The sequence below is a fragment of the Bacteroidales bacterium genome (assembly GCA_022647615.1).
GTDB lineage: Bacteria > Bacteroidota > Bacteroidia > Bacteroidales > UBA932 > Egerieousia.
In genome coordinates this window covers 13,000-32,681 of record JALCKZ010000001.1, presented here as the reverse complement: position 1 = coordinate 32,681, position 19,682 = coordinate 13,000, and the positions used below count along the sequence as shown (strand labels likewise).

The window sequence follows — 19,682 nt, the reverse complement described above, 5'->3', positions numbered from 1 at the left end:
TGCATAATGAACGTACTTGTACTGGGAGGCGGCGGCCGCGAACACGCAATTGCTTGGAAAATAAAGCAAAGCAAGGATTGCTCAAAACTTTTCTGCATGCCCGGGAATCCCGGAACTGCGCAGATTGCAACAAACATAGATGGCAGCCCCAAAGATTTTGAGAGCGTAAAAGCTGCAGTGCAAAAGAATCAAATTGATATTGTGGTAGTAGGACCGGAGGAGCCGCTGGTTTTGGGACTAAGAGACAAGTTTGTGTCTGACAGCGCTTTAAAGAACGTACTGTTTGTAGGGCCGTCGGCATCCGGGGCAAGGCTGGAAGGAAGCAAGGAGTTTGCAAAAGAGTTTATGACCAGACATAATATTCCAACGGCTGCATTTAAGAGTTTCAGTTCTGCAACATTGCAGGAGGCGGATAAGTTTCTGGAATCTCTTAAGGCTCCGTATGTCCTTAAGGCTGATGGACTTGCAGCGGGCAAAGGTGTTTTAATCCTGGATGATTTAAAGCAGGCCAAAGAGGAGCTGCGCAATATGATGGGGGGAAAATTTGGCGCTGCCGGCAACACGGTTGTTATTGAGCAATTTATGAAGGGGATAGAGGCTTCTGTTTTTATCCTGACGGATGGCAAAGATTATCTTATTCTGCCGGAAGCCAAAGATTATAAGAGGATTGGAGAGGGAGATACAGGACTTAACACAGGCGGCATGGGGGCGGTTTCACCTGTTCCTTTTGTGACTCCGGAGTTTATGAAAAAAGTTGAGGAGAGAATCATTAAGCCTACAATAAAAGGAATACAAGAGGAAAAGATTGATTACAAGGGATTTATCTTTATAGGCCTGATTAACTGCGGCGGAGACCCTTACGTAATTGAATACAATGTGAGAATGGGAGACCCTGAGACTGAGGCTGTTATGACAAGAATAGATTCTGACCTGCTGCACCATCTGATTGCTTGTGCAAAGGGAAAACTTGCAGGTGAGAAGATAGAAATCTCTCCAAAGAGAGCGCTTACAGTAGTCTGCGTATCAAAAGGTTATCCTCAGGAGTATAAAAAGGGGATTCCGATGGACGGTGATGATTTGTTCTACAATAATACCTTCAGCGGCCCCGTAAAAATCTTCCATTCAGGTACAAAGGAGATTCAGGGAGCTGAGTGCGCGGCAAATGGCGGCAATGCAACAAATGGCGGGCATGCAACAAATGGCGGGCATGGCTGCATTGCAACAAACGGCGGCCGCGTGCTGGCGATTACTGCAAATACCTCGGCAGAAGATAATTGTACAGGCAAACCAAACAGCTGCTGCTGCTCAAACACAGCTGGCGCATCTGAAAAGGACAGTGCAATTGCTGCAATAAATGCAGGGCGCACAATCGTTTACAAAGAGATAGAGAATATTAAATATGACGGAAAATATTTCCGCAGGGACATTGGAGAAGACATCATAAAATTCTGTCGGGAAAAAAAATAAATGTACTCGCAAGGATATTCAGATAACAATGGCAGCAATGCGCTGATAAAGATAGCTTTACCGGCAGTAGTGCTGTTTCAGGTTGTCACGTGTTTTTTTATCCCTACTAATTATGAGAGGGCGGGGGAGTGGATTCCGCTTTTTTCCGGATTCTGGGATATGGATATTGTCATGACCGCCGGAATGAAAAGCATCATCTACGGAATTGCGTCGGCTGTGCTTCTTCTATTATCGCTCTACATTCTTAATGATAAGCTATTCTCCAGCATATCAAAGTCTTTCACCACAGTTGCGGTTGCAGCCACGCTCATTTTCTGCGACCCCATGGCCGTCTATTTTACCTCAATTTATCCCGCCGCAATTTGCATTGTATGGTCTCTATACTGTTTGCTAACAGCGCAGATATTTTTGGCATTCTTCCTGATATCTCTTGCATCAATGTTCTTTGCTCCTCTGATTCTGACAATTCCGGTGGTGATGATAATTACGCTTATTGTAGGTTCAGACTCATTAAGAATATTTCTTAAGTCAATAGGCGGGACGCTGGTCCCGATAATTTATGTGCTTTCATTTAGATACTTGGAATTCAATGATGTTGGGGTCTTTTGCTCACAATTTGCAGAGCAGCTGACCGCAGTGAATTTTGAATTTTTCTCCAAGCATCTTGCAGATTTGTTCATGATTCTCTGCATAATGATAGTATCTCTGCACGCAATCATCAGGACACTTATTGAGCAGGGACACAACAACATAGCTGAGGCAAACGGGCTGCGTCTGGCAATCCTCTCCGCCGTCTTATCCGCAGCTGTTTATTTTCTATACTCTGGTGCCGGTAACATACCTGTCGGGATTCTAATAGCACCAATGCTCGCCGTCATACTATCCAACTTCTTTACATCCGGCTACAAAGAGCAATCTGTCAGGATAGAAATCATAATTCTTCTCTGCTCCTTCATAGTGGCCAGGCTAGGCTTTTTCATAAGCTAAACTGTAGCCAGGCTAGGATTTTTCATAAGTTAAATACCGGTTTTGCAGTTGCGGCACCAGCAATTGGTTGCCTTGCTGGAATTAATTGCCTTTTGTAACAAATTCATTACCTTTGCTAGCACTATTATCTATTTGGACATGAAAAAACTTTTAGCGGCCCTTTTGGCCATCGTAACCATCTCGTTCTCAGCGGTGTCAGCTGTTGCACAAAAAGATGACGCCTACCCTTCCGGTCACGGGTACTCCCCGCAAAGATATGTTAATGAAGTTCTTAAAAAGGATGCCACCTGGCAAAATGCAGTTGCCGGAGTAATGGCAGTTGATCAAAATGGCAAAGTTCTGGCAAAGTGGAATGAAAATCTTCCTTTGCTTACGGCTTCAACCATGAAGACTGTTACTACAGGACTTGGACTTTTGTATCTTGGTGAAAATTACAAGTTTGAAACAAAAATAGCTTACAGCGGCTCAATCAAAGGCGGCGTGCTTCACGGCAATCTTTACATTATCGGAGGCGGCGATCCTACGCTAGGTTCCTCAGACCCTGTAGCTTACAAAATTGATTCTGTATTCGGAGTTTGGACAAAGGCCATTAAAGAGGCCGGTATCAATAAGATAGAGGGAAGCATTGTTGGAGACGACAGCTTCTTTGAGAGAGAGCAGATGCCAGGTTCATGGTGCTGGGATGATCTTGGAACTGATTATGGCAGCGCACCTTGCGGCCTTGCATTTGGTGAAGACGTGCAGCAAATCAAAATAATCCCAGGCAAGACGGTTGGCGCACCTGCCAGAGTAGTAATGGGTTACCCATTTACGCCGGGAGTTAAAATTATTAATAATGTCACGACAGGTCCTGCAAAGAGCGGAGACAGAAGCGGATTCTATACATCTGACATAGAGCCGGTAGGAACATTTGAGGGAACCGTCGGAATAGACAGGGATACTGTAAAATACGGAATATCAAATAAATACTCATATTTGACTTGCGGCTATGCATTTCATGATTATCTTGTTGCTAACGGAGTTTCCGTTCCTGCCAGCGTAATTTCAATTGAGGAGGCCAGAAAGGATGACGGAGATATAACCCCAACACTTCTTACAACGACGTATTCCCCTGAGTTATGGAAGATTGTAACGGTTACAAATCATATCAGCAATAATTTTTATGCAGAGACTATTTTAAAGACCATCGGAAAAAAGATGACTGGAGTTGGAAGCTATCGTTCTTCTCTTCCTTGCATTCATAAATTGCTGAAGCAGTATGGTGTTGATGATAATGGATTTACAAGCGCTGACGGCTGCGGTTTGTCCAGAGAGAATTATGTTTCAACTGCTTTCTTCTGCAGATATTATGCAATGATGGAGAAGCAGGATGTGTTCCAGAAATTCTTTGAGAGTCTGCCATATCCGGGAGTTGGAACGTTGGAGGGTGTGCTTGATGATATTGACCCTGTAGTTGCGGCACGTGTGCATGCAAAGAGCGGAAGTCTTTCTAGCGTAAAATGTTATGCAGGTTTTGTAAAGGGCGCAGGCAAGACTGGCTTGATTAGATTTGCAATACTTGTAAACAATTATTCAGCTCCAACAAGACACATGCAGAAAGGCCTTGAGGGCTTCATGCAGTCCCTTGCAGAGGCCAAATAAAGTGGCAAGCGCTGAGCTGAAATAAAATTAGCGGCAAGCTTATTGCATTATCTGTCGGGATATAAAAAATTGATTATTAGAAATTTGAGACACTTTTAGTTAAAATAAATATTAAATATTAAAAATAGATTTTATCATGTTAACACTATCAAAAAAAGCAATAGATCTTCCTGCTTCCCCAATTAGAAAGCTGGTGCCATACGCAGATGCCGCTAAAAAAAGAGGCGTCAAAGTATTCCATCTAAACATCGGACAGCCAGATATTGACTCTCCTAAATGTGTGATGGATGCTATCAGAAACATCCATTTGAATAATTTGGCTTATGCTAATTCAGCGGGTGTTGAGTCCTACAGAAAAGGCTTGGCTAAGTATTACAACAATCTTGGAATTGACGTTGATTTTAAGGACATCATTGTTACTACTTCAGGCAGCGAGTCTGTAAATTTTGCGATTTCACTTGTATGCAACCCTGGAGATGAGGTAGTTGTAATGGAGCCTTTCTACACAAACTACAGAGCTTTTGCAGTTCAGAACGGAGTTACTCTAGTTCCGGTTCCTACAAGAATTGAGGACGGCTTTAAGGTTCCGCCTATGGAAGATGTTGAAAAATACATTACTCCAAAGACACGTGCAATTTTGATTTGCAACCCTGGCAACCCAACCGGTACTCTTTACACTCAGGATGCATTGGAGAAACTTGCCGGCATCGTAAAGAAACATGACCTGTATCTGCTTTCAGATGAGGTATATAGAGAGTTCTGCTATTCAGACACTCCTCACTTCTCTTGCCTGCAGTTAAAAGGCATTGAGCAGAATACCCTTCTATTGGATTCTGTTTCAAAGAGATACAGCATGTGCGGCGCACGTATCGGATGCATCGTATCAAAGAACAAGGACATCATGGCAGCTTTGTTGAAATTTGCACAGAGCCGCTTGTGCTCTCCTGTTGTTGAGCAGATTGCAGCTGAGGCAGCACTTGACACTCCAAAAGAGTACTTTGCTGCAGTAAAGGCAGAATACATCCATAGACGTGACGTCATGATAGATATGCTTAACAAAATCCCCGGAGTATTCACTCCAAAACCAATGGGAGCATTCTACACAGTTGCATCACTTCCTGTTGACGATGCAGAGAAATTTGCAAAGTGGATGCTAGAGGAATTCAACTACAACGGCGAAACCACAATGGTAGCCCCTGCAGCAGGATTCTATGCAACTCCTAACACCGGCACCAACCAAGTACGTCTAGCCTATGTCCTTAAAGTAGAGGACATTCAGCACGCTATCAAGTGCCTGGAGGAAGGCTTGAAGGCTTATCCGGGAAGAACAAAATAATCCCGATTGATCCATCTTAACGGTTAATTTTTCCATCACATTTGGATTTACCAAACATGGAAAAATAACAAGGCAAAAAATCCCGTGGAATTTTTCCACGGGATTTTTTTATTCTTTCTTGCAACGCTAGATTCTGCATAAAAACCGAAACTTGCAAGGTGTAAATCTGTCGTGATTACAAAAATGGCCTTACAGATGCTCCTGTGGCTGCTTTTGAAACCCGCGCCAGACATGCGTAAAGTGCTGTTCTGCGCATTCTGGAGTGGGGTATGCAAAGTGCGGTCATGTGCAGTCCAGCAGCGGTGATGAAAAAAAGCATATAATAAATCTGTCGCGAAAAATATTTTTATAAATTTGTGTTGCCACTACCATGGCTGCGAGGGAGAAATAATTTAAATTGTTAGATATGAAGGAGTTAGAAAATGGAAAGAAGCTGGGGAATTGCGGGAGACTGGAAAATGGTATGAAGTTAGAAAATGGCTATGCGCACAAAAATTGTGGTGCGCTGAAAAGTGGTGATTCGCAGGAGATACCTGAAAAGGCGGAACTGCTTGAAGAACTGGACTATAGTAAATTTTTTGGACACTATTCTAAATCACGACGGCCTGATGATCACGGTGTTTTTAGTGTAAAAATGCGTGGTGTAGGTGGACAGTCAATCTATCGTGAGAAACAAGATTACATTATTTTTTTGAAAATTCTCAACAAGCTGCTGCACAGGTATAATGCTGTGCTGTACGGTTTTGCGCTAATGACAAATCATGCACATTTTCTCGTGCGTTGCTGTAAAGAGGCTTGCTTTGATGCTGCAATGGGAGTGAATGTGGTCAATGCAAGTAGAGTGGATGCCGCTGCAGAAAAAAAAGACTGGTTTAAATGTGGTCAATGCAAGGGGTGACGACATGGATGCTGGGGAAAAAATTAAAAAGATGTTTTCTTATTTGATTGCTGGCTATACTGGCTATTTTTCAAAAAACACAAAACAAAAGGCAGGCTAATTACTTATCCTCCAGAGTTTTCTGAAAAAGTGAGGCTTAATTGGCAACTCAATGAAATTATCTATATGGTTAATAATCCGGTAGTTGCACGCATGACGGCGAATTCGGCTGATTATCAATGGAATTCATATTTGTTTTACACAAAGAAAGGATCTCCGCTTGCTCAGTATATAGATGTCGATGCTAGTTTGGTTCTGGATAATTTTGATGATATGAATGTCTTTTTTAGGATTGTGCGGAGTAAGGCGTTGATTGAGAAGCTGATGAGCAAGTTTAAGTAGCTTAAAAAGGCAAAAATTACTCTATCTGACTATCAGCTAGTTACAGCGTTTTTTGTTTTCTCAAAAATTGTGAGCTTTGTAATGCTCACATTTTCAATAAATTAACTTTTTGCCTTTTTATGCGTTCTGGAGTGGGAATGTAAAGTGCTGTTCTGCGCATTTTGAGGAACATTTCATGGATAATTGGACTTTTTGAGGTATTTTTTGGAAAAATTACCTTTTTCGCGACAGATTTTGTGAATTTTGAGGTGTTTTTTTAAAAAAATACTTTGTTGCGGCACATTTTTCCGCAAAACGCCATATATTTGTGCCAGGCACACCGTCAGGCACACTGGAGCAGGTACACCGGAGCAGGCACACCGGTGCAGGCACACCAGGATAGGCACACTAATTTAAAAATCAAATATGAGCAACGCACGTACTAGAGCATTGGCTGAGTTTGCAACTCACAGTGCTAAAAGGTTTTATGAGGACAGCAGACCTGTGTCCGAGTATTTTGGGATGAATGTTTTTGACCTTCCCAAGATGCAATTGTACTTATCTACAGAGGCTTACACAGCCGTTGTGAATGCCATTAACAATGGGGAGAAGATTGAGCGGGAGATTGCGGACCAGATTGCGGCCGGTATGAAGAACTGGGCTGTGAAGATGGGCGCAACCCACTATACCCATTGGTTTCAACCACTTACAGATGCTACGGCCGAGAAGCATGAGTCTTTTGCAGATCCCATGGCCGGCGGAGCTGGTGTGTTTGAGAACTTTAAGGGCAGCACTCTAATTCAGCAGGAGCCGGATGCGTCCAGCTTTCCTAATGGCGGCCTTAGAAATACCTTTGAGGCAAGGGGTTACACGGCCTGGGACCCAAGTTCGCCTGCGTTTATCATAGGCCAAACTCTTTGTATCCCGACAGTTTTTGTCGCTTATACAGGTGAGGCGCTGGATCAGAAAACTCCTCATTTAAAGTCAATTGCAGCTGTGGATAAAGCGGCAACGGCTATTTGCAAAATGTTTGATAAAAATGTAAACAAGGTAAGACCGCAGCTTGGAATTGAGCAAGAGTATTTCCTTGTAGATGAGGCACTTTACAGCGCGCGTCCGGACCTTGTAATTTGCGGAAGAACGCTTGTAGGGCACAATGCAGCAAAAGACCAGCAGCTGGAGGACCACTACTTTGGAGCAATTCCAAGCAGGGTGATGGCGTTCATGCAAGACTTTGAAACTGAAGCATATAAACTTGGAGTACATCTAAAGACCAGACATAATGAGGTGGCTCCCAATCAGTTTGAGTTTGCGCCAATTTACGGTGAGGCTAATATTTCATCTGACCAAAATCTGATGATGATGATTATCATGAAGAACATCGCCGTAAAGCACAGACTTAAAGTGATTTTCCATGAGAAACCTTTTGACGGAGTTAACGGAAGCGGAAAGCATTGCAACTGGAGCATGATAACCGACACAGGCGTAAACCTTTTAAAACCAGGACGTACGCCGCGCACAAATTTGCAGTTCCTTTGCTTCTTCTCTGCCGTAATGCGCGGAGTATATGAACATAGCTACTTGTTAATGAGCACTGTAGCTTCTTTAAACAATATGTACCGCCTGGGCGGGAGCGAGGCACCTCCTGCGGTTATGAGCATTTTCATCGGTGAGACTTTGACAAAACTTGTGGAGAGCATAGAAAACCTTACAGATAAGAATCTTACATCAGTTACCGATAAAGAGGTTAAAGTGCGCAGCAAGCTTCACATTGTAAATCAGATTCCTGAAATTCTTCCGGACAACACTGACCGCAACAGAACATCCCCATTTGCCTTCACCGGTAATCGCTTTGAATTCAGGGCGGTAGGGTCTTCTGCAAATGTCGCCTCTTCAATTTTTGTTCTTAACACAATTGTCGCCGAGCAGTTTGTACGTTTTAAAGCGCTGGTAGATAAGAACATGGAGAGCGGCCTTTCCATGGACAAGGCGATGATGAAAGTAATCCGCCAGTTCTTGCTGGAATCCAAGAAGATACGTTTTGAAGGGAACGGCTATAGTGACGAGTGGCGCAAGGAGGCTGCAAAACGTGGTCTAAAAGACGTCAAAAATGTTCCGCAGGCCTTCAAAGAATTCATAGATAAGAAAAACGTGAAACTCTTTGAGGATATGGATATTATGACCGGCCGTGAGGCAATGGCAAGGTATGAGGTCCTAAATGAAATTTACGTCAAGAAGCTGCAGATAGAGGCGCGCGTGCTTGGAGATTTGGCGACAAATCATGTTATCCCGACAGCTATTACTTTTCAGAACTCTCTGATTGCCAATGTGAAAGGACTAAAAGATTTGTATCCTAAAGATTATGCTACAATGTGCGCAATGCAGCTAAGGCTAATCAGCAAAATTTCCGGTTACATCAACAACCTGCATGAGGATGTGCATCAGCTGATTGAGGCGCGCAAGGTTGCAAACAAGATAGAGGATATTCCGCAAAAGGCTAAGGCTTACTATGATACGGTGCTTCCGTATATGGCGTCCATTCGCCGCTATGCGGACAAGCTGGAGATGGTGATTGATGATGAGCTGTGGCCGCTGCCAAAATACAGGGAACTCCAATCATTCAGGTAATTAGCTTATGTGACAAACAGCTCGTGTTGCAAATAACCAGTGTTGCGCATCAGTTGTATTTAGCATTAGGGCGGGAAGTTTTATAACAAATTTGTTACAAAAACTTCCCGTCCTTTAATGTTTATTGTTATATTTGTGTAATAATAAAATGTCAATCTTTAGGAGCTAATATGAAGGCAGCAAGCAAAGACAGATATATGTTGCGCGGAGTATCTTCCGGCAAGGAGGATGTGCACAACGCTATCAAACACATTGATAAAGGATTGTTTCCCAAGGCGTTCTGCAAGCTTGTTCCTGAGGCTATGCCATCAAAAAGCAGAGCTTCTGCAGGCAAAGTTGCATCCGGCAAGGCGCGCACGGATGATTTCTGCGTGCTGATGCATGCGGACGGAGCGGGCACCAAGTCTTCATTGGCTTATGCTTACTGGAAGGAGACGGGAGATATGAGCGTGTGGGACGGAATTGCGCAGGATGCAATTGTCATGAATACGGATGACCTTCTGTGTGTGGGAATTACGGACAATATCTACATATCGTCAACTATCGGGAGAAATAAAAATCTGATACCGGGTGAGGTTATAAGCCGCTTAATATCAGGCGCTGAGAAGTTTGGCAAGCAGATGGAAAAGTTTGGCGTGCATTTAATCCCGACAGGCGGTGAAACGGCTGACGTTGGGGATTTGGTGCGTACGGTTATAGTGGACAGTACGGTTTATGCAAAAATAAAACGCAAGGATGTCATTGATAATGCGCGTATTAAAGCGGGCGATGTAATTGTTGCTCTGGCTTCTGACGGAAAGGCCAGCTATGAAAAGGAGTATAACGGAGGGATGGGAAGCAACGGATTAACCTCTGCGCGCCATGATGTTTTTGCAAAATATCTTGCTAAGAAATATCCTGAAACTTTTGACCCTCAAGTTCCAAAAGCTCTGATTTACAGTGGTTCTAAGAAGCTTACGGAGATTGAGCCGGAGACTGGGCTGACTTACGGAAAGCTGGTTCTTTCCCCAACCCGCACTTATGCGCCGATAGTAAAAGAGGTGCTGGATAAGTATCGCGGAAAAGTTGACGGGATGATTCACTGCACCGGCGGGGCACAAACTAAAGTGCTGCATTTTATTGATAATTTGAGAGTTGTAAAGGATAATCTTTTCCCTGTTCCCGTTTTGTTCAGAACAATTCAGCATGAAAGCGGAACTGAATGGAGGGAAATGTACAAAGTGTTCAACATGGGGCACCGCATGGAATTCTATGTGCCTGAGGCTATTGCGCAGGGCATCATTGATATTGCGGGCAAGTACAAGGTTAAAGCGCAGGTGATTGGTCACGTAGAAAAGATGAGCGCGGCCGGCGGAAGCAAGAGCGCTATGAAAGGTAAATCACTTGGAGCTGAAGTTGTTATAGAGGGAGAGCACGGAACTTACAGCTATAGATAAGTCTGCAAAAATTTAGCTTTTACAGTAGCTAAATTGCAGTTTTGAATTTTATAAACTGTCGGGATTAAAAAATAATCCCGCTTAAATATGTTACTTATGAAAAAATTTGGTTATCTGTTTTTGGCAATGGCTGCGCTGGCAATGGTCGGCTGCGGACAAAAGAAACAGGCTGCCTCTGTGGAAGTTACGCCTATCATGAAAAAGGCGCTGAACGATTCTTCCAGTATCTTTTTTGCAAATTTTGGAGCATATCCAAGCCAGAGGGATTCACTTCCTATTGGTGTATTTGATTCAGGTACAGGCGGTTTAACTGTTCTGGAAGTTATGCTTAAGGCTGATAATATGAATAATATTACCGGTGCCCTTAAACCGGACGGCATTCCTGATTTTGCCGGAGAGGACTTTGAATACCTTGGAGACCAGGCTAATATGCCTTATGGAAATTATTCTTCAGAGGGAAAGGATGATTATTTGAGAGAGCTTGCGGTTAAGGATGCGCTCTTTATGCTTGGCAATAAATATTACACAAGCAACATAGAAAAAAATCCAAAGGGAGAGAAGAAGCCTGTAAAGATTATCGTAATTGCCTGCAACACAGCAACTGCGTATGGTCTTAAAGATATTCAGCATCTTCTGGAACTTTCAAAAACAGGTGTTAAAGTTATCGGCGTAATCAATGCCGGAGTTAACGCATTGTTCTCTGAACTGGATAAAGTTAAAGATAAGGATTCTCTTTCAGTAGGAGTTATGGCAACCGTAGGTACCATATCTTCAAACGCTTACGCGCGTACGATTAAAGAGGTTGCAAAAGCTAAGCACTATAAAAATTATATAGAGGTTGTAAATCAGCCAGGTGCAGGTTTTGCTGAGAGCGTTGATTTGGAGCCGGACTTTGTAGACCCTTCATTAACAGAGCCTCGCGCAACTTACAGAGGTCCAAAGATGGGTACTGCTCCTGATGATATCAAAGAGAGATTGCTTTCTGTTTATCATTTTGATTTTTCAAACAATCATGTTCTTTACAAGAAAGAAGGTGGCAAATATGTTGAATTTCAGCTGAATTCGGCCGCAAACTACGCACGTTTCCATTTGGTTTCTTTGTTTGATAAACTTGCCCGCAGCAAGAAGCAGGCTCCTTTGAAGAGCGTTATTTTGGGTTGCACACACTATCCTTTCTTGCTTGATACTTTAAAAGAGACTATCAACGAGTTGCGCAACTATAAGGTTAACGGTCAGCCAATTTACGCGCACTTGATTTCCCCTGACTTTACATTTATTGATCCTGCAATATTCACAGCCATTGAGTGTTACCAGACTTTGAGACAAGACAAGCAGCTGGCTTTGCGTGCCCGCGGAGGTAAACTCCAGGCCTTCATTTCAGTTCCATATTATTTGGTAAAACCGGAGAATTTGGATAAAGAAGGTGGTCTTTCTTATGACTTTAAGTTTGGAAGAAACCCTGGAACAGAGGATATTACAACGGTATTTGTGCCGTTCTCCAGAACCAACATAAAGAAGGAGAATCTGGAGAGAATTCAAAAACTTGTGCCTCATTGCTATGAGCAGATTGTTAAGATTTTGGAACCTGAATCTGCTGATGCAAAACCTGCCGGAGCTAAACCGGTTGGAACCAAGAAAGTTGTAAAAGCTAACGGCTGCTAATACTCATACCTTGCTGATTAGCAGGTACGTTTCAGCCTAAGGATATTTTTTAGGATAACGCATTTATTTATGGGATTTTTGCATATCATTAAGACAGAGCAGATTGAGAAACTGCAGGCCATTGAGTTCAGCGGCAGCATTACTGTTGTAGAGAGCAGGAATGCTCTGTATGATGATGCAATTTCATACTTGGGCGCGCAGCAGGTAATTGGCTTTGACACAGAGACTAAGCCTTGCTTTATTCCTCATGTGCCGCGTAATAAGATGGCAATTTTGCAGCTTGCAGGTCACGACAGGGCATTCATTTTTAGGCTTCAGCAACTTGGTGTTCCTAAGGAGCTTGCGGATATATTATCCAATCAAAAAATACTTAAGATTGGTGCCGCGGTAAGAGATGATATCAAGGGATTGCAGGAGTACTTTAAATTCCAGCCTTTGGGATTTGTTGATTTGCAGAGTATTGCTGAGAATTTTGGGATAGAGGAAAAGAGCGTTCGCAAAATGGCTGCCATAATTTTGGGGAGAAAAGTCTCCAAATCTCAGCAGCTTTCAAATTGGGAAAGCTCCAAACTTTCTGATGCTCAGCTCCGTTACGCAGCTATTGATGCGTGGGTCTGCAGAGAAATGTATGAGGCTTTAAAGCTCTATAAGTCAGAACATCCTGGTGCACAGGGTAATAATTCTGGTGAAAAAAAGTAGTATTAATTATTTGCTGAAAAATTTCTTTTAAAATGTCAGATAGTCAAATCTCAAATGGTACTGCTGTGCCGCAGCAAAATAGTACTGCTGTGCCGCAGCAAAATAGTACTGCTGCGCCAATACCAAAAGTGATACTGTACCCCGGTAAAGACAATTCGCTCAAGAGGTTCCACCCGTGGGTATTTTCCGGAGCAATTAGAAATATTCTTGGACATCCGGTTGACGGATGCCTTGTGAATGTCTATTCCGCTAAGGATGAGTTTCTTGGAACTGGCCATTACCAGAACGGCTCAATTGCTGTGCGCATTTTAAGTTTTAAGCAGGTCACGATTGATGATGCTTTTTGGTTTGGGGCGCTGGAGAAAGCCTACGATATGCGTAAACGTCTAGGTATTAGTGCAATGCAAGATAATTCAAATGCTGCAAACGTTGCAACTGCCGCAAACGCTGCAAATGCTGCAAATTGTTCTGCTGACATTACAAATTGTTATCGTCTTGTTCACGGGGAGGGAGACTTTCTACCCGGCTTAATCATAGATATTTACAACAAAATGGCAGTTATCCAGGCGCACTCCGCCGGAATGTATCTGGCAAGAAAAACTGTCGCTGAGCAACTAAAGAAACTATTTGAAAAAGAGGGAGATGAGCTTGATGCGATTTATGATAAGAGCTCTTCTACCGCAACCGCACAGGGTAAAATTGATCCTTCTGCGGAGCATGATGAGTACTTGTACAAAAAAGCTCAGCCGTCCCCTTATGTGCTTGAGCACGGAAATAAATTTGTGGTTGATTGGGTAGAGGGGCAAAAGACCGGTTTCTTTCTGGACCAGAGGGAGAACCGCGCGCTGGTAGGGAAGTATTCCAAGGGGCGCAAAGTGCTCAATTTGTTCTGTTATACCGGAGGTTTCTCCGTGTATGCAATGAAGAACGGAGCGCTTTCCGTTGACTCTGTTGATAGCTCTCAGCCGGCAGTGGACATGTGTCAGAAGAATCTGGAACTCAATGGTTTTGAAAATGCAGGAGGTTGTATTTGTGCAGATGCAATGGAGTTTTTGCGCAATACTGAGTCGGGCAAATATGACCTGATGATAGTTGACCCGCCCGCGTTTGCAAAACACCGCAGCTCAAAAGAGAATGCATTGCGCGCATATAAAAATTTGAATGCCAACGCAATAACCCGCGTATCACACGGAGGACTAATCTTCACATTCAGCTGCTCGCAAGTAGTAAGCAAAGAGGATTTTGCGCTGGCGGTCTTTACTGCAGCAGCCATTGCAAAACGCAGGGTCAGAATCCTATACAGGCTTGAGCAGCCGGCAGACCATCCCGTCAACATTTACCATCCGGAAGGAGATTATCTAAAGGGACTTGTCCTTTACGTTGAATAATCTTTGCACGCTGTATTACCGGTTATTACGGCGTAATATTGGATAATACGACGTATTATTGGGTAATACGCTGTCATTTTGGTTTTATCTTTTTTTTCATATCTTTGCACTCCCATTCCGGTACCATGGCCGAGTGGTTAGGCAGCGGTCTGCAAAACCGCGCACAGCAGTCCGATTCTGCTTGGTACCTCACAAAAAAATAGCCGGTCATTGACCGGCTATTTTTTTGTATTCGCGCATCAGATTTTATAGCTTGTCAAAATCTACGCTTGTAAAATCTTTGGCTTTTTCCTCTGCTTTAGGAGCCTCAGGCTCTTTTGCAGCGCTTGTTTCAACGTTCTGAGCTGCAGCTGCTTCCGCTTTTTCAATTTTCTCTGTGTCTGCTGCATTGTGGCTGCCTGCCGCATGCTCACCGCCCTCTGCATAACTGTCGTGATCTGTATAAGTTCTCTCAGTTACAGGGCATTTCTCTTTTATGTATTTTACAACCTCGTCAAGACCATCCGCAAACTTCTCAAAATCTTCCTTATACAAGAAAATTTTATGTTTATCATAAGAGAAGTGTCCGTCTTTATCAACCTTTCGCTTGCTCTCTGTGATTGTCAGATAGTAATCATTGTTCTTAGTTGCCTTAACATCAAAGAAGTAAGTTCTCTTCCCTGCTCTTACAGGCTTTGAGTAAATGTCATCGCCGTTGCGCTCCTGTGCTCCCGCGTTATCAAAATCCTCTTGGTACATAAATCCTTCAAAATTTAAAATTATTACACAAATATAAACTTTTTTTCCACGGCAATAACCTATATTTGTAAAATATTTGAGGGCAGAAAAGCAAAAATTATCGGAGGGTTACAAATGATAAGTCGCAGGTTAATAAGGATAAAAGTTTTTAAGGAATTATTTAGTAAGGTCTCGATAGGTTCTTATGACCTTAAAACTGCAGAGAATGAGCTGCTTACGGCATGCGAGAAAACGAGGGAGCTTTATTGCCTTATGCTGCTGCTGCCAGTTGAACTTGCAAAAATGGCTCAGGAAAAGATAGATGCAGGTTTGCAAAAATTTCATCCTACGGAGCAGGAGATGAACCCCAGCTACAAGTTCTCGCAGAATAAACTATCAGAGCTGATTGCTAATGATAAAGACTTTCTGAAATTCTGCTCCAATCATGGAATCTCCTGGGACACAAAGTTTTTGACAGTCCGCAGTATTTTCAACAGCATGTGCGGCAAGGAATATTTCAAAAAATTCATGACAGGCGAAAGTGCTAAAGACTCTGAGCAGCAGGCATCTGAAGGACCAGGGAAGCAGACATCTAATAGCTCTGAGCAGCAGGCATCTGTAAAACTGGAGCAGCAGGCTGTCGGGAGCAAGAGTGTTGTTGCACCTGCGGGCGGAACTTTGAAGGAGTCTGTAAAATTGTTTGAAAGCATTTATAGAGCTGAGCTGGAAGATTCTGATAATGTGAATGATATGCTGGAGGAGATGTGCAGCTTGTGGTGTGATGATTTAGGTTATGTGCTGCTTGCAATTCTTAAAGATTTGAAAAATATTGCAAAGGCTGGAAAGGTTACAATTCCTGATGTTTTCTTAAAGGCTGATGATGAGGAGTTTGCAAAGAAGTTGCTGCGCGTTTGCATGATTAATTATGATGAGTACACGGAGCTTGCGCAATCATTTTTATCTAAGTGGGATGTTGAAAGAGTTGTCTCCACAGACCTTGCGCTCATAGTTATGGGAATTGCGGAAGCAGTTAATTTTGAGACTATTCCGCTGAAGGTTACAATTAACGAGTACGTGGAAATTTCCAAATATTACAGCACGCCCAAGAGCAAAGTCTTTGTTAACGGGTTGCTGGACAGAGTGCTGCAAAAACTGCAAAAAGAGGGGAAGATTAAAAAAGCTGGCAGGGGACTTGTAGGTAGTTTAGACTAGCGGCTTGGAGTTTTGAATTTAAAATAAGTATATTTGCAAAAATAACTATCGCGAATAAAAAGATAATCAATAAATTATAAGAGATATGAACATGTTATTTTCTTTAATGCAGGCTGCCGCTGCAAAACCACAGGCAGGTGGCGGTGGCACTTGGAGTTTTCTGCTGATGATGCTTGCTATTTTTGTTGTGATGTATCTTTTGATGATTCGTCCGCAACAGAAAAAGCAAAAGGAGCTTGCAAAGTTCCGCAGCGAGTTGAAGAAGGGCGATAAAGTTGTTACTGTCGGCGGAATTTACGGTACGGTTGATGAAATTAAGGACCGTTACATTGTTATTATTGTTGACGATAACGTTAAGCTTAGAGTTGATAAAAGCTCTATAGTTAAGGACGTTGCAACAGATGTCCCTCAAAAATAAATTACATAGCAGACTTAAGAAGTGGGGAGGCGATTGGCTGGTTCTAATCATCTCCCTTCTTTTAGCTTTAGTGCTTGGAGGATTGTTCAAATTGTCAGATACTTACACAACTTTCTTCCATTACAAAATTTCTATTCATACGGCGCTGCCCAACAGAGTTTACTCCGCTGTCTCTGAAAATGCGGCAGTTGTCAGAGGTACTGCGTCGGGCTTTTATATCTTTAAGCACCAGTACTTTACAAAGCGCAATAAAAATACAATCAACATTGCAGTTGAACCCGGACTCATGATGCATGTCAGCGGAGTCAAGGGGAAAGAGGATGAATTCTACGTACTTGCAGAGGATATCTCCGATCAAATAAGAGGAGCTGTAAAAAATGAGATAGATTTTCAGGGCGTTGTCGCCGACACGCTTTTCTTTACTTTTCCTCATACTTCCACTAAAAAAGTTCCTGTATCTGCCACTACGTTAATAAGTTACAAAGAGCAATATATGCCTTTTGGAAAAATCCAGCTTAAGCCAGATTCAGTTACACTTTACGGAGAAGAGAAAGTTTTGGCCACAATTGATTCCGTGGAGACCAAGGAAATCAAAGGGAGAAATTTGAAGGAGCCGTTGCAGGGAGTGATTGATTTAAAGAAGATTAAGGGCGTTGTGTTTTCCTCGGAGGAAGTTTATTATTATCAGGATGCGGGGAGATATTTTGAGAACACAATCACCGTCCCAATCTACTCGGAAAATGTTCCTGCAGACATGCAGCTGATACTTAGCCCTAACATTGCAACTGTAATATACAGAGAAGATTATAACAAGAAAGTACAATATGATGCGGCGGATTTTATCCTCACCGCAGACTACAATCAAATAGTAGGCTCCTTGTCAGGCAGGGCAAAAGTTTTGCTTAATAAAGTTCCCGACGGGGTATATAGCGTGAGAATTGTTCCCGGTTTTGTTGCGGCAATACTTGGTAATGCTCCGCAGCAAACATCAAAGAAGTGAGCAAGTGAGCAAGTGAGCAAGCGGGCAAGTAAGCAAGTAAGCAAGTGAAGGGATTTCAGAGAAGTGAGTAATACTAGTAACATCTTGATATTGAAATGATAACATTAGCATGTACGGGAGGAATTGGCAGCGGAAAATCTTACATCTGCAGGATTTTCTCCGCTATGGGTGTGCCCGTATATGACTCTGACTCAAGAACAAAAGCGCTGTATGATGAAGATACGCAGCTCCGCGGAGCGCTTGTGGATTTGCTGGGGAAAGAGATACTTACGGGCGGAAATGAGGTTGGTGTTGCTGCTGGCAGTGAGGCTGGCATTGCTGCTGATGCTGATACTGCTGGCACTGAGGCTGGCATTGCTGCTGATGCTGTTGCTGCTGGCACTGGGGCTGTTGCCGGCATTGGCGCAGGTACTGCCCGCATCAATAGACGTGCAATGGCGGCAAAAATATTTGGAAATCCGTCGCTGATGAAAAAATTGAAGGAGCTTGTATATCCTGCTGTGATTAAGGATTTTACCAAATGGAAATCTCAATTTGAAGATGCAACGCGCAACTCTGCAAACCTTGCAACTTGCATACAGTCAGATAGTAGCTCTCACAACCTTGCAACTCGTATACAGTCAGATAATAATGTTGCAAGCACTCCGCCTTTTGTGATTTTTGAATCTGCAATCATCTTGGAAAATCCTGATGTGCTGGCAGTTGCAGAGAAGGTGCTGACGGTCTCTTCTCCGCTGGAAGTGAGAGTTGAGAGAATAAGGCTGCGCGATGGTGGCACAGATTTGGAGATACAAGCGCGCATAAATAATCAGTGGACAGATGAGCAAAGGGAGGCCATGGCGGACTTTGTGATTGTGTCAGATAATAAGGCGGCGCTTTTGCCGCAGGTAGAAAACGTGTACAATAAAGTGGTAGGATAATGGGATTAGGAAAATGGATAGCGGGAGCAATAGGCTGGGCGGCGTTTGGACCGCTTGGCGGAGTGCTGGGCTTTTTGCTGGGCAGCGCACTTGACGGCGCTGTAAACCGCAGTGCCAGAGGCATCGGCGACGGTGATGATGGAACAGGTTACGGCGGAGGAAACTATGGCGGCGGAGACGGAAACTATCGGGATTATAATGGGGAGAGCTACAGAACTATTAGGAACTCCTTTGACCCTGAGCAGCAGCGCAATAGCTTTATGGTATCATTGCTGGTGCTTTCTACTTCCGTGATGAAGGCGGACGGAAAGGTGATGAGGTCTGAGCTGGATTATGTGAAGGATTTTATCCGCAATAATTTTGGCGAGGCGGCAATACCTCAGTCTCTGCACATTATCAAGGAGTTGCTGCATAAGGAAATTAACGTACCGGAAATTTGCGGCCAGGTGAAAGTTTACATGGCTCCTGCGCAGCGCCTGCAACTGTTTCATTATTTGGTAGGTATAGCACAGGCGGACGGATGCGTATCTCAGCCGGAGATAGCGCTTCTAAGAAATATCGCGACATTTTTGGGGATACTTAAGAAGGATGCTGATTCTATTTTGGAGATGTATGCGCCGGCTTATGACCCTTATAAAGTGCTTGAAATTGAGCATACTGCAACGGATGAGCAAGTGAAGAGCGCGTTTAAAAAGATGGCTCTTAAGTTTCATCCCGATAAGGTTGAGAATCTTGGTGAGGACGTGAAGAAGGCGGCGGAGGAGAAGTTCAAGATGATTGTGGGGGCGTATGACCAGATTAAGCGTGAGCGGGGAATCAATTAGGAATGAGTGCATTTAATTAGCTTGGCTTGTCACGACGGTTTAGTTAACTTGGTTGGCCGTTTAAATTTGCTCTGAAAGTGTTATCTTTG

At 43.3% G+C, this 19,682-nt stretch carries 17 protein-coding genes and 1 tRNA gene; 17 read left to right on the top strand and 1 reads right to left on the bottom strand.

The window, feature by feature from the left end; translation table 11 throughout:
• Positions 1-6: 6 nt before the first annotated feature.
• From purD to LKM37_00105, 12 genes are all read left to right on the top strand, one after another.
• Positions 7-1,467 carry a phosphoribosylamine--glycine ligase gene (gene purD / locus LKM37_00160; protein MCI1719440.1) on the top strand — a complete coding sequence of 487 codons (1,461 nt, stop codon included), beginning with the start codon at positions 7-9 and terminating at the stop codon, positions 1,465-1,467.
• The gene (locus tag LKM37_00155; protein ID MCI1719439.1) at positions 1,468-2,454 is read left to right on the top strand and encodes a hypothetical protein; all 987 of its coding nucleotides are present in this window, start codon (positions 1,468-1,470) and stop codon (positions 2,452-2,454) included.
• Between the two features lie 138 nt (positions 2,455-2,592).
• On the top strand, positions 2,593-4,095 hold the full coding sequence (gene dacB / locus LKM37_00150) for a D-alanyl-D-alanine carboxypeptidase/D-alanyl-D-alanine-endopeptidase (GenBank protein ID MCI1719438.1): 1,503 nt from the start codon (positions 2,593-2,595) through the stop codon (positions 4,093-4,095).
• A gap of 136 nt (positions 4,096-4,231) precedes the next feature.
• On the top strand, positions 4,232-5,431 hold the full coding sequence (locus LKM37_00145) for a pyridoxal phosphate-dependent aminotransferase (protein ID MCI1719437.1): 1,200 nt from the start codon (positions 4,232-4,234) through the stop codon (positions 5,429-5,431).
• Positions 5,432-5,837: 406 nt separating this feature from the next.
• A complete protein-coding gene (locus tag LKM37_00140) occupies positions 5,838-6,329 on the top strand; it encodes a hypothetical protein (GenBank protein MCI1719436.1) in 492 nt (163 codons plus the stop codon).
• A 165-nt stretch (positions 6,330-6,494) separates the two neighbouring features.
• Positions 6,495-6,710 (top strand): hypothetical protein, encoded by a 216-nt coding sequence (locus LKM37_00135; protein ID MCI1719435.1) that lies wholly within the window; start codon positions 6,495-6,497, stop codon positions 6,708-6,710.
• Positions 6,711-7,115: 405 nt separating this feature from the next.
• Positions 7,116-9,317 (top strand): glutamine synthetase III, encoded by a 2,202-nt coding sequence (locus LKM37_00130; GenBank protein ID MCI1719434.1) that lies wholly within the window; start codon positions 7,116-7,118, stop codon positions 9,315-9,317.
• Positions 9,318-9,487: 170 nt separating this feature from the next.
• Entirely contained in the window at positions 9,488-10,753 is a 1,266-nt protein-coding gene (locus LKM37_00125; GenBank protein MCI1719433.1) for an AIR synthase-related protein, read from the top strand.
• Between the two features lie 96 nt (positions 10,754-10,849).
• Positions 10,850-12,415 (top strand): hypothetical protein, encoded by a 1,566-nt coding sequence (locus tag LKM37_00120; GenBank protein ID MCI1719432.1) that lies wholly within the window; start codon positions 10,850-10,852, stop codon positions 12,413-12,415.
• 69 nt (positions 12,416-12,484) lie between these two features.
• On the top strand, positions 12,485-13,114 hold the full coding sequence (locus LKM37_00115) for a 3'-5' exonuclease domain-containing protein 2 (GenBank protein MCI1719431.1): 630 nt from the start codon (positions 12,485-12,487) through the stop codon (positions 13,112-13,114).
• Positions 13,115-13,233: 119 nt separating this feature from the next.
• Complete coding sequence (locus LKM37_00110; protein ID MCI1719430.1) at positions 13,234-14,502, top strand: class I SAM-dependent rRNA methyltransferase; 1,269 nt, start codon at positions 13,234-13,236, stop codon at positions 14,500-14,502.
• A gap of 119 nt (positions 14,503-14,621) precedes the next feature.
• Positions 14,622-14,692, top strand: a tRNA-Cys gene (locus LKM37_00105).
• Between the two features lie 56 nt (positions 14,693-14,748).
• Here LKM37_00105 and LKM37_00100 read toward each other — a convergent pair.
• Positions 14,749-15,240, bottom strand: a complete 492-nt coding sequence (locus LKM37_00100) for a PUR family DNA/RNA-binding protein (protein MCI1719429.1) — start codon at positions 15,238-15,240, stop codon at positions 14,749-14,751.
• 114 nt (positions 15,241-15,354) lie between these two features.
• Between LKM37_00100 and LKM37_00095 the strand changes: the two genes are divergently transcribed.
• The 5 genes from LKM37_00095 to LKM37_00075 all read left to right on the top strand — a co-directional run bounded on the left by LKM37_00095 (position 15,355) and on the right by LKM37_00075 (position 19,593).
• Positions 15,355-16,431: a transcription antitermination protein NusB gene (locus tag LKM37_00095; protein ID MCI1719428.1), complete on the top strand. Its 1,077-nt coding sequence runs from the start codon at positions 15,355-15,357 to the stop codon at positions 16,429-16,431.
• Positions 16,432-16,516: 85 nt separating this feature from the next.
• On the top strand, positions 16,517-16,849 hold the full coding sequence (gene yajC / locus LKM37_00090) for a preprotein translocase subunit YajC (protein ID MCI1719427.1): 333 nt from the start codon (positions 16,517-16,519) through the stop codon (positions 16,847-16,849).
• Positions 16,833-17,849: a hypothetical protein gene (locus tag LKM37_00085; GenBank protein MCI1719426.1), complete on the top strand. Its 1,017-nt coding sequence runs from the start codon at positions 16,833-16,835 to the stop codon at positions 17,847-17,849. The genes yajC and LKM37_00085 overlap by 17 nt, the downstream gene beginning before the upstream one ends.
• 95 nt (positions 17,850-17,944) lie before the next feature.
• Positions 17,945-18,769 carry a dephospho-CoA kinase gene (locus LKM37_00080; protein ID MCI1719425.1) on the top strand — a complete coding sequence of 275 codons (825 nt, stop codon included), beginning with the start codon at positions 17,945-17,947 and terminating at the stop codon, positions 18,767-18,769.
• Entirely contained in the window at positions 18,769-19,593 is an 825-nt protein-coding gene (locus tag LKM37_00075) for a TerB family tellurite resistance protein (GenBank protein ID MCI1719424.1), read from the top strand. Before LKM37_00080 ends, LKM37_00075 begins: the two co-directional genes overlap by 1 nt.
• Positions 19,594-19,682: the final 89 nt, after the last annotated feature.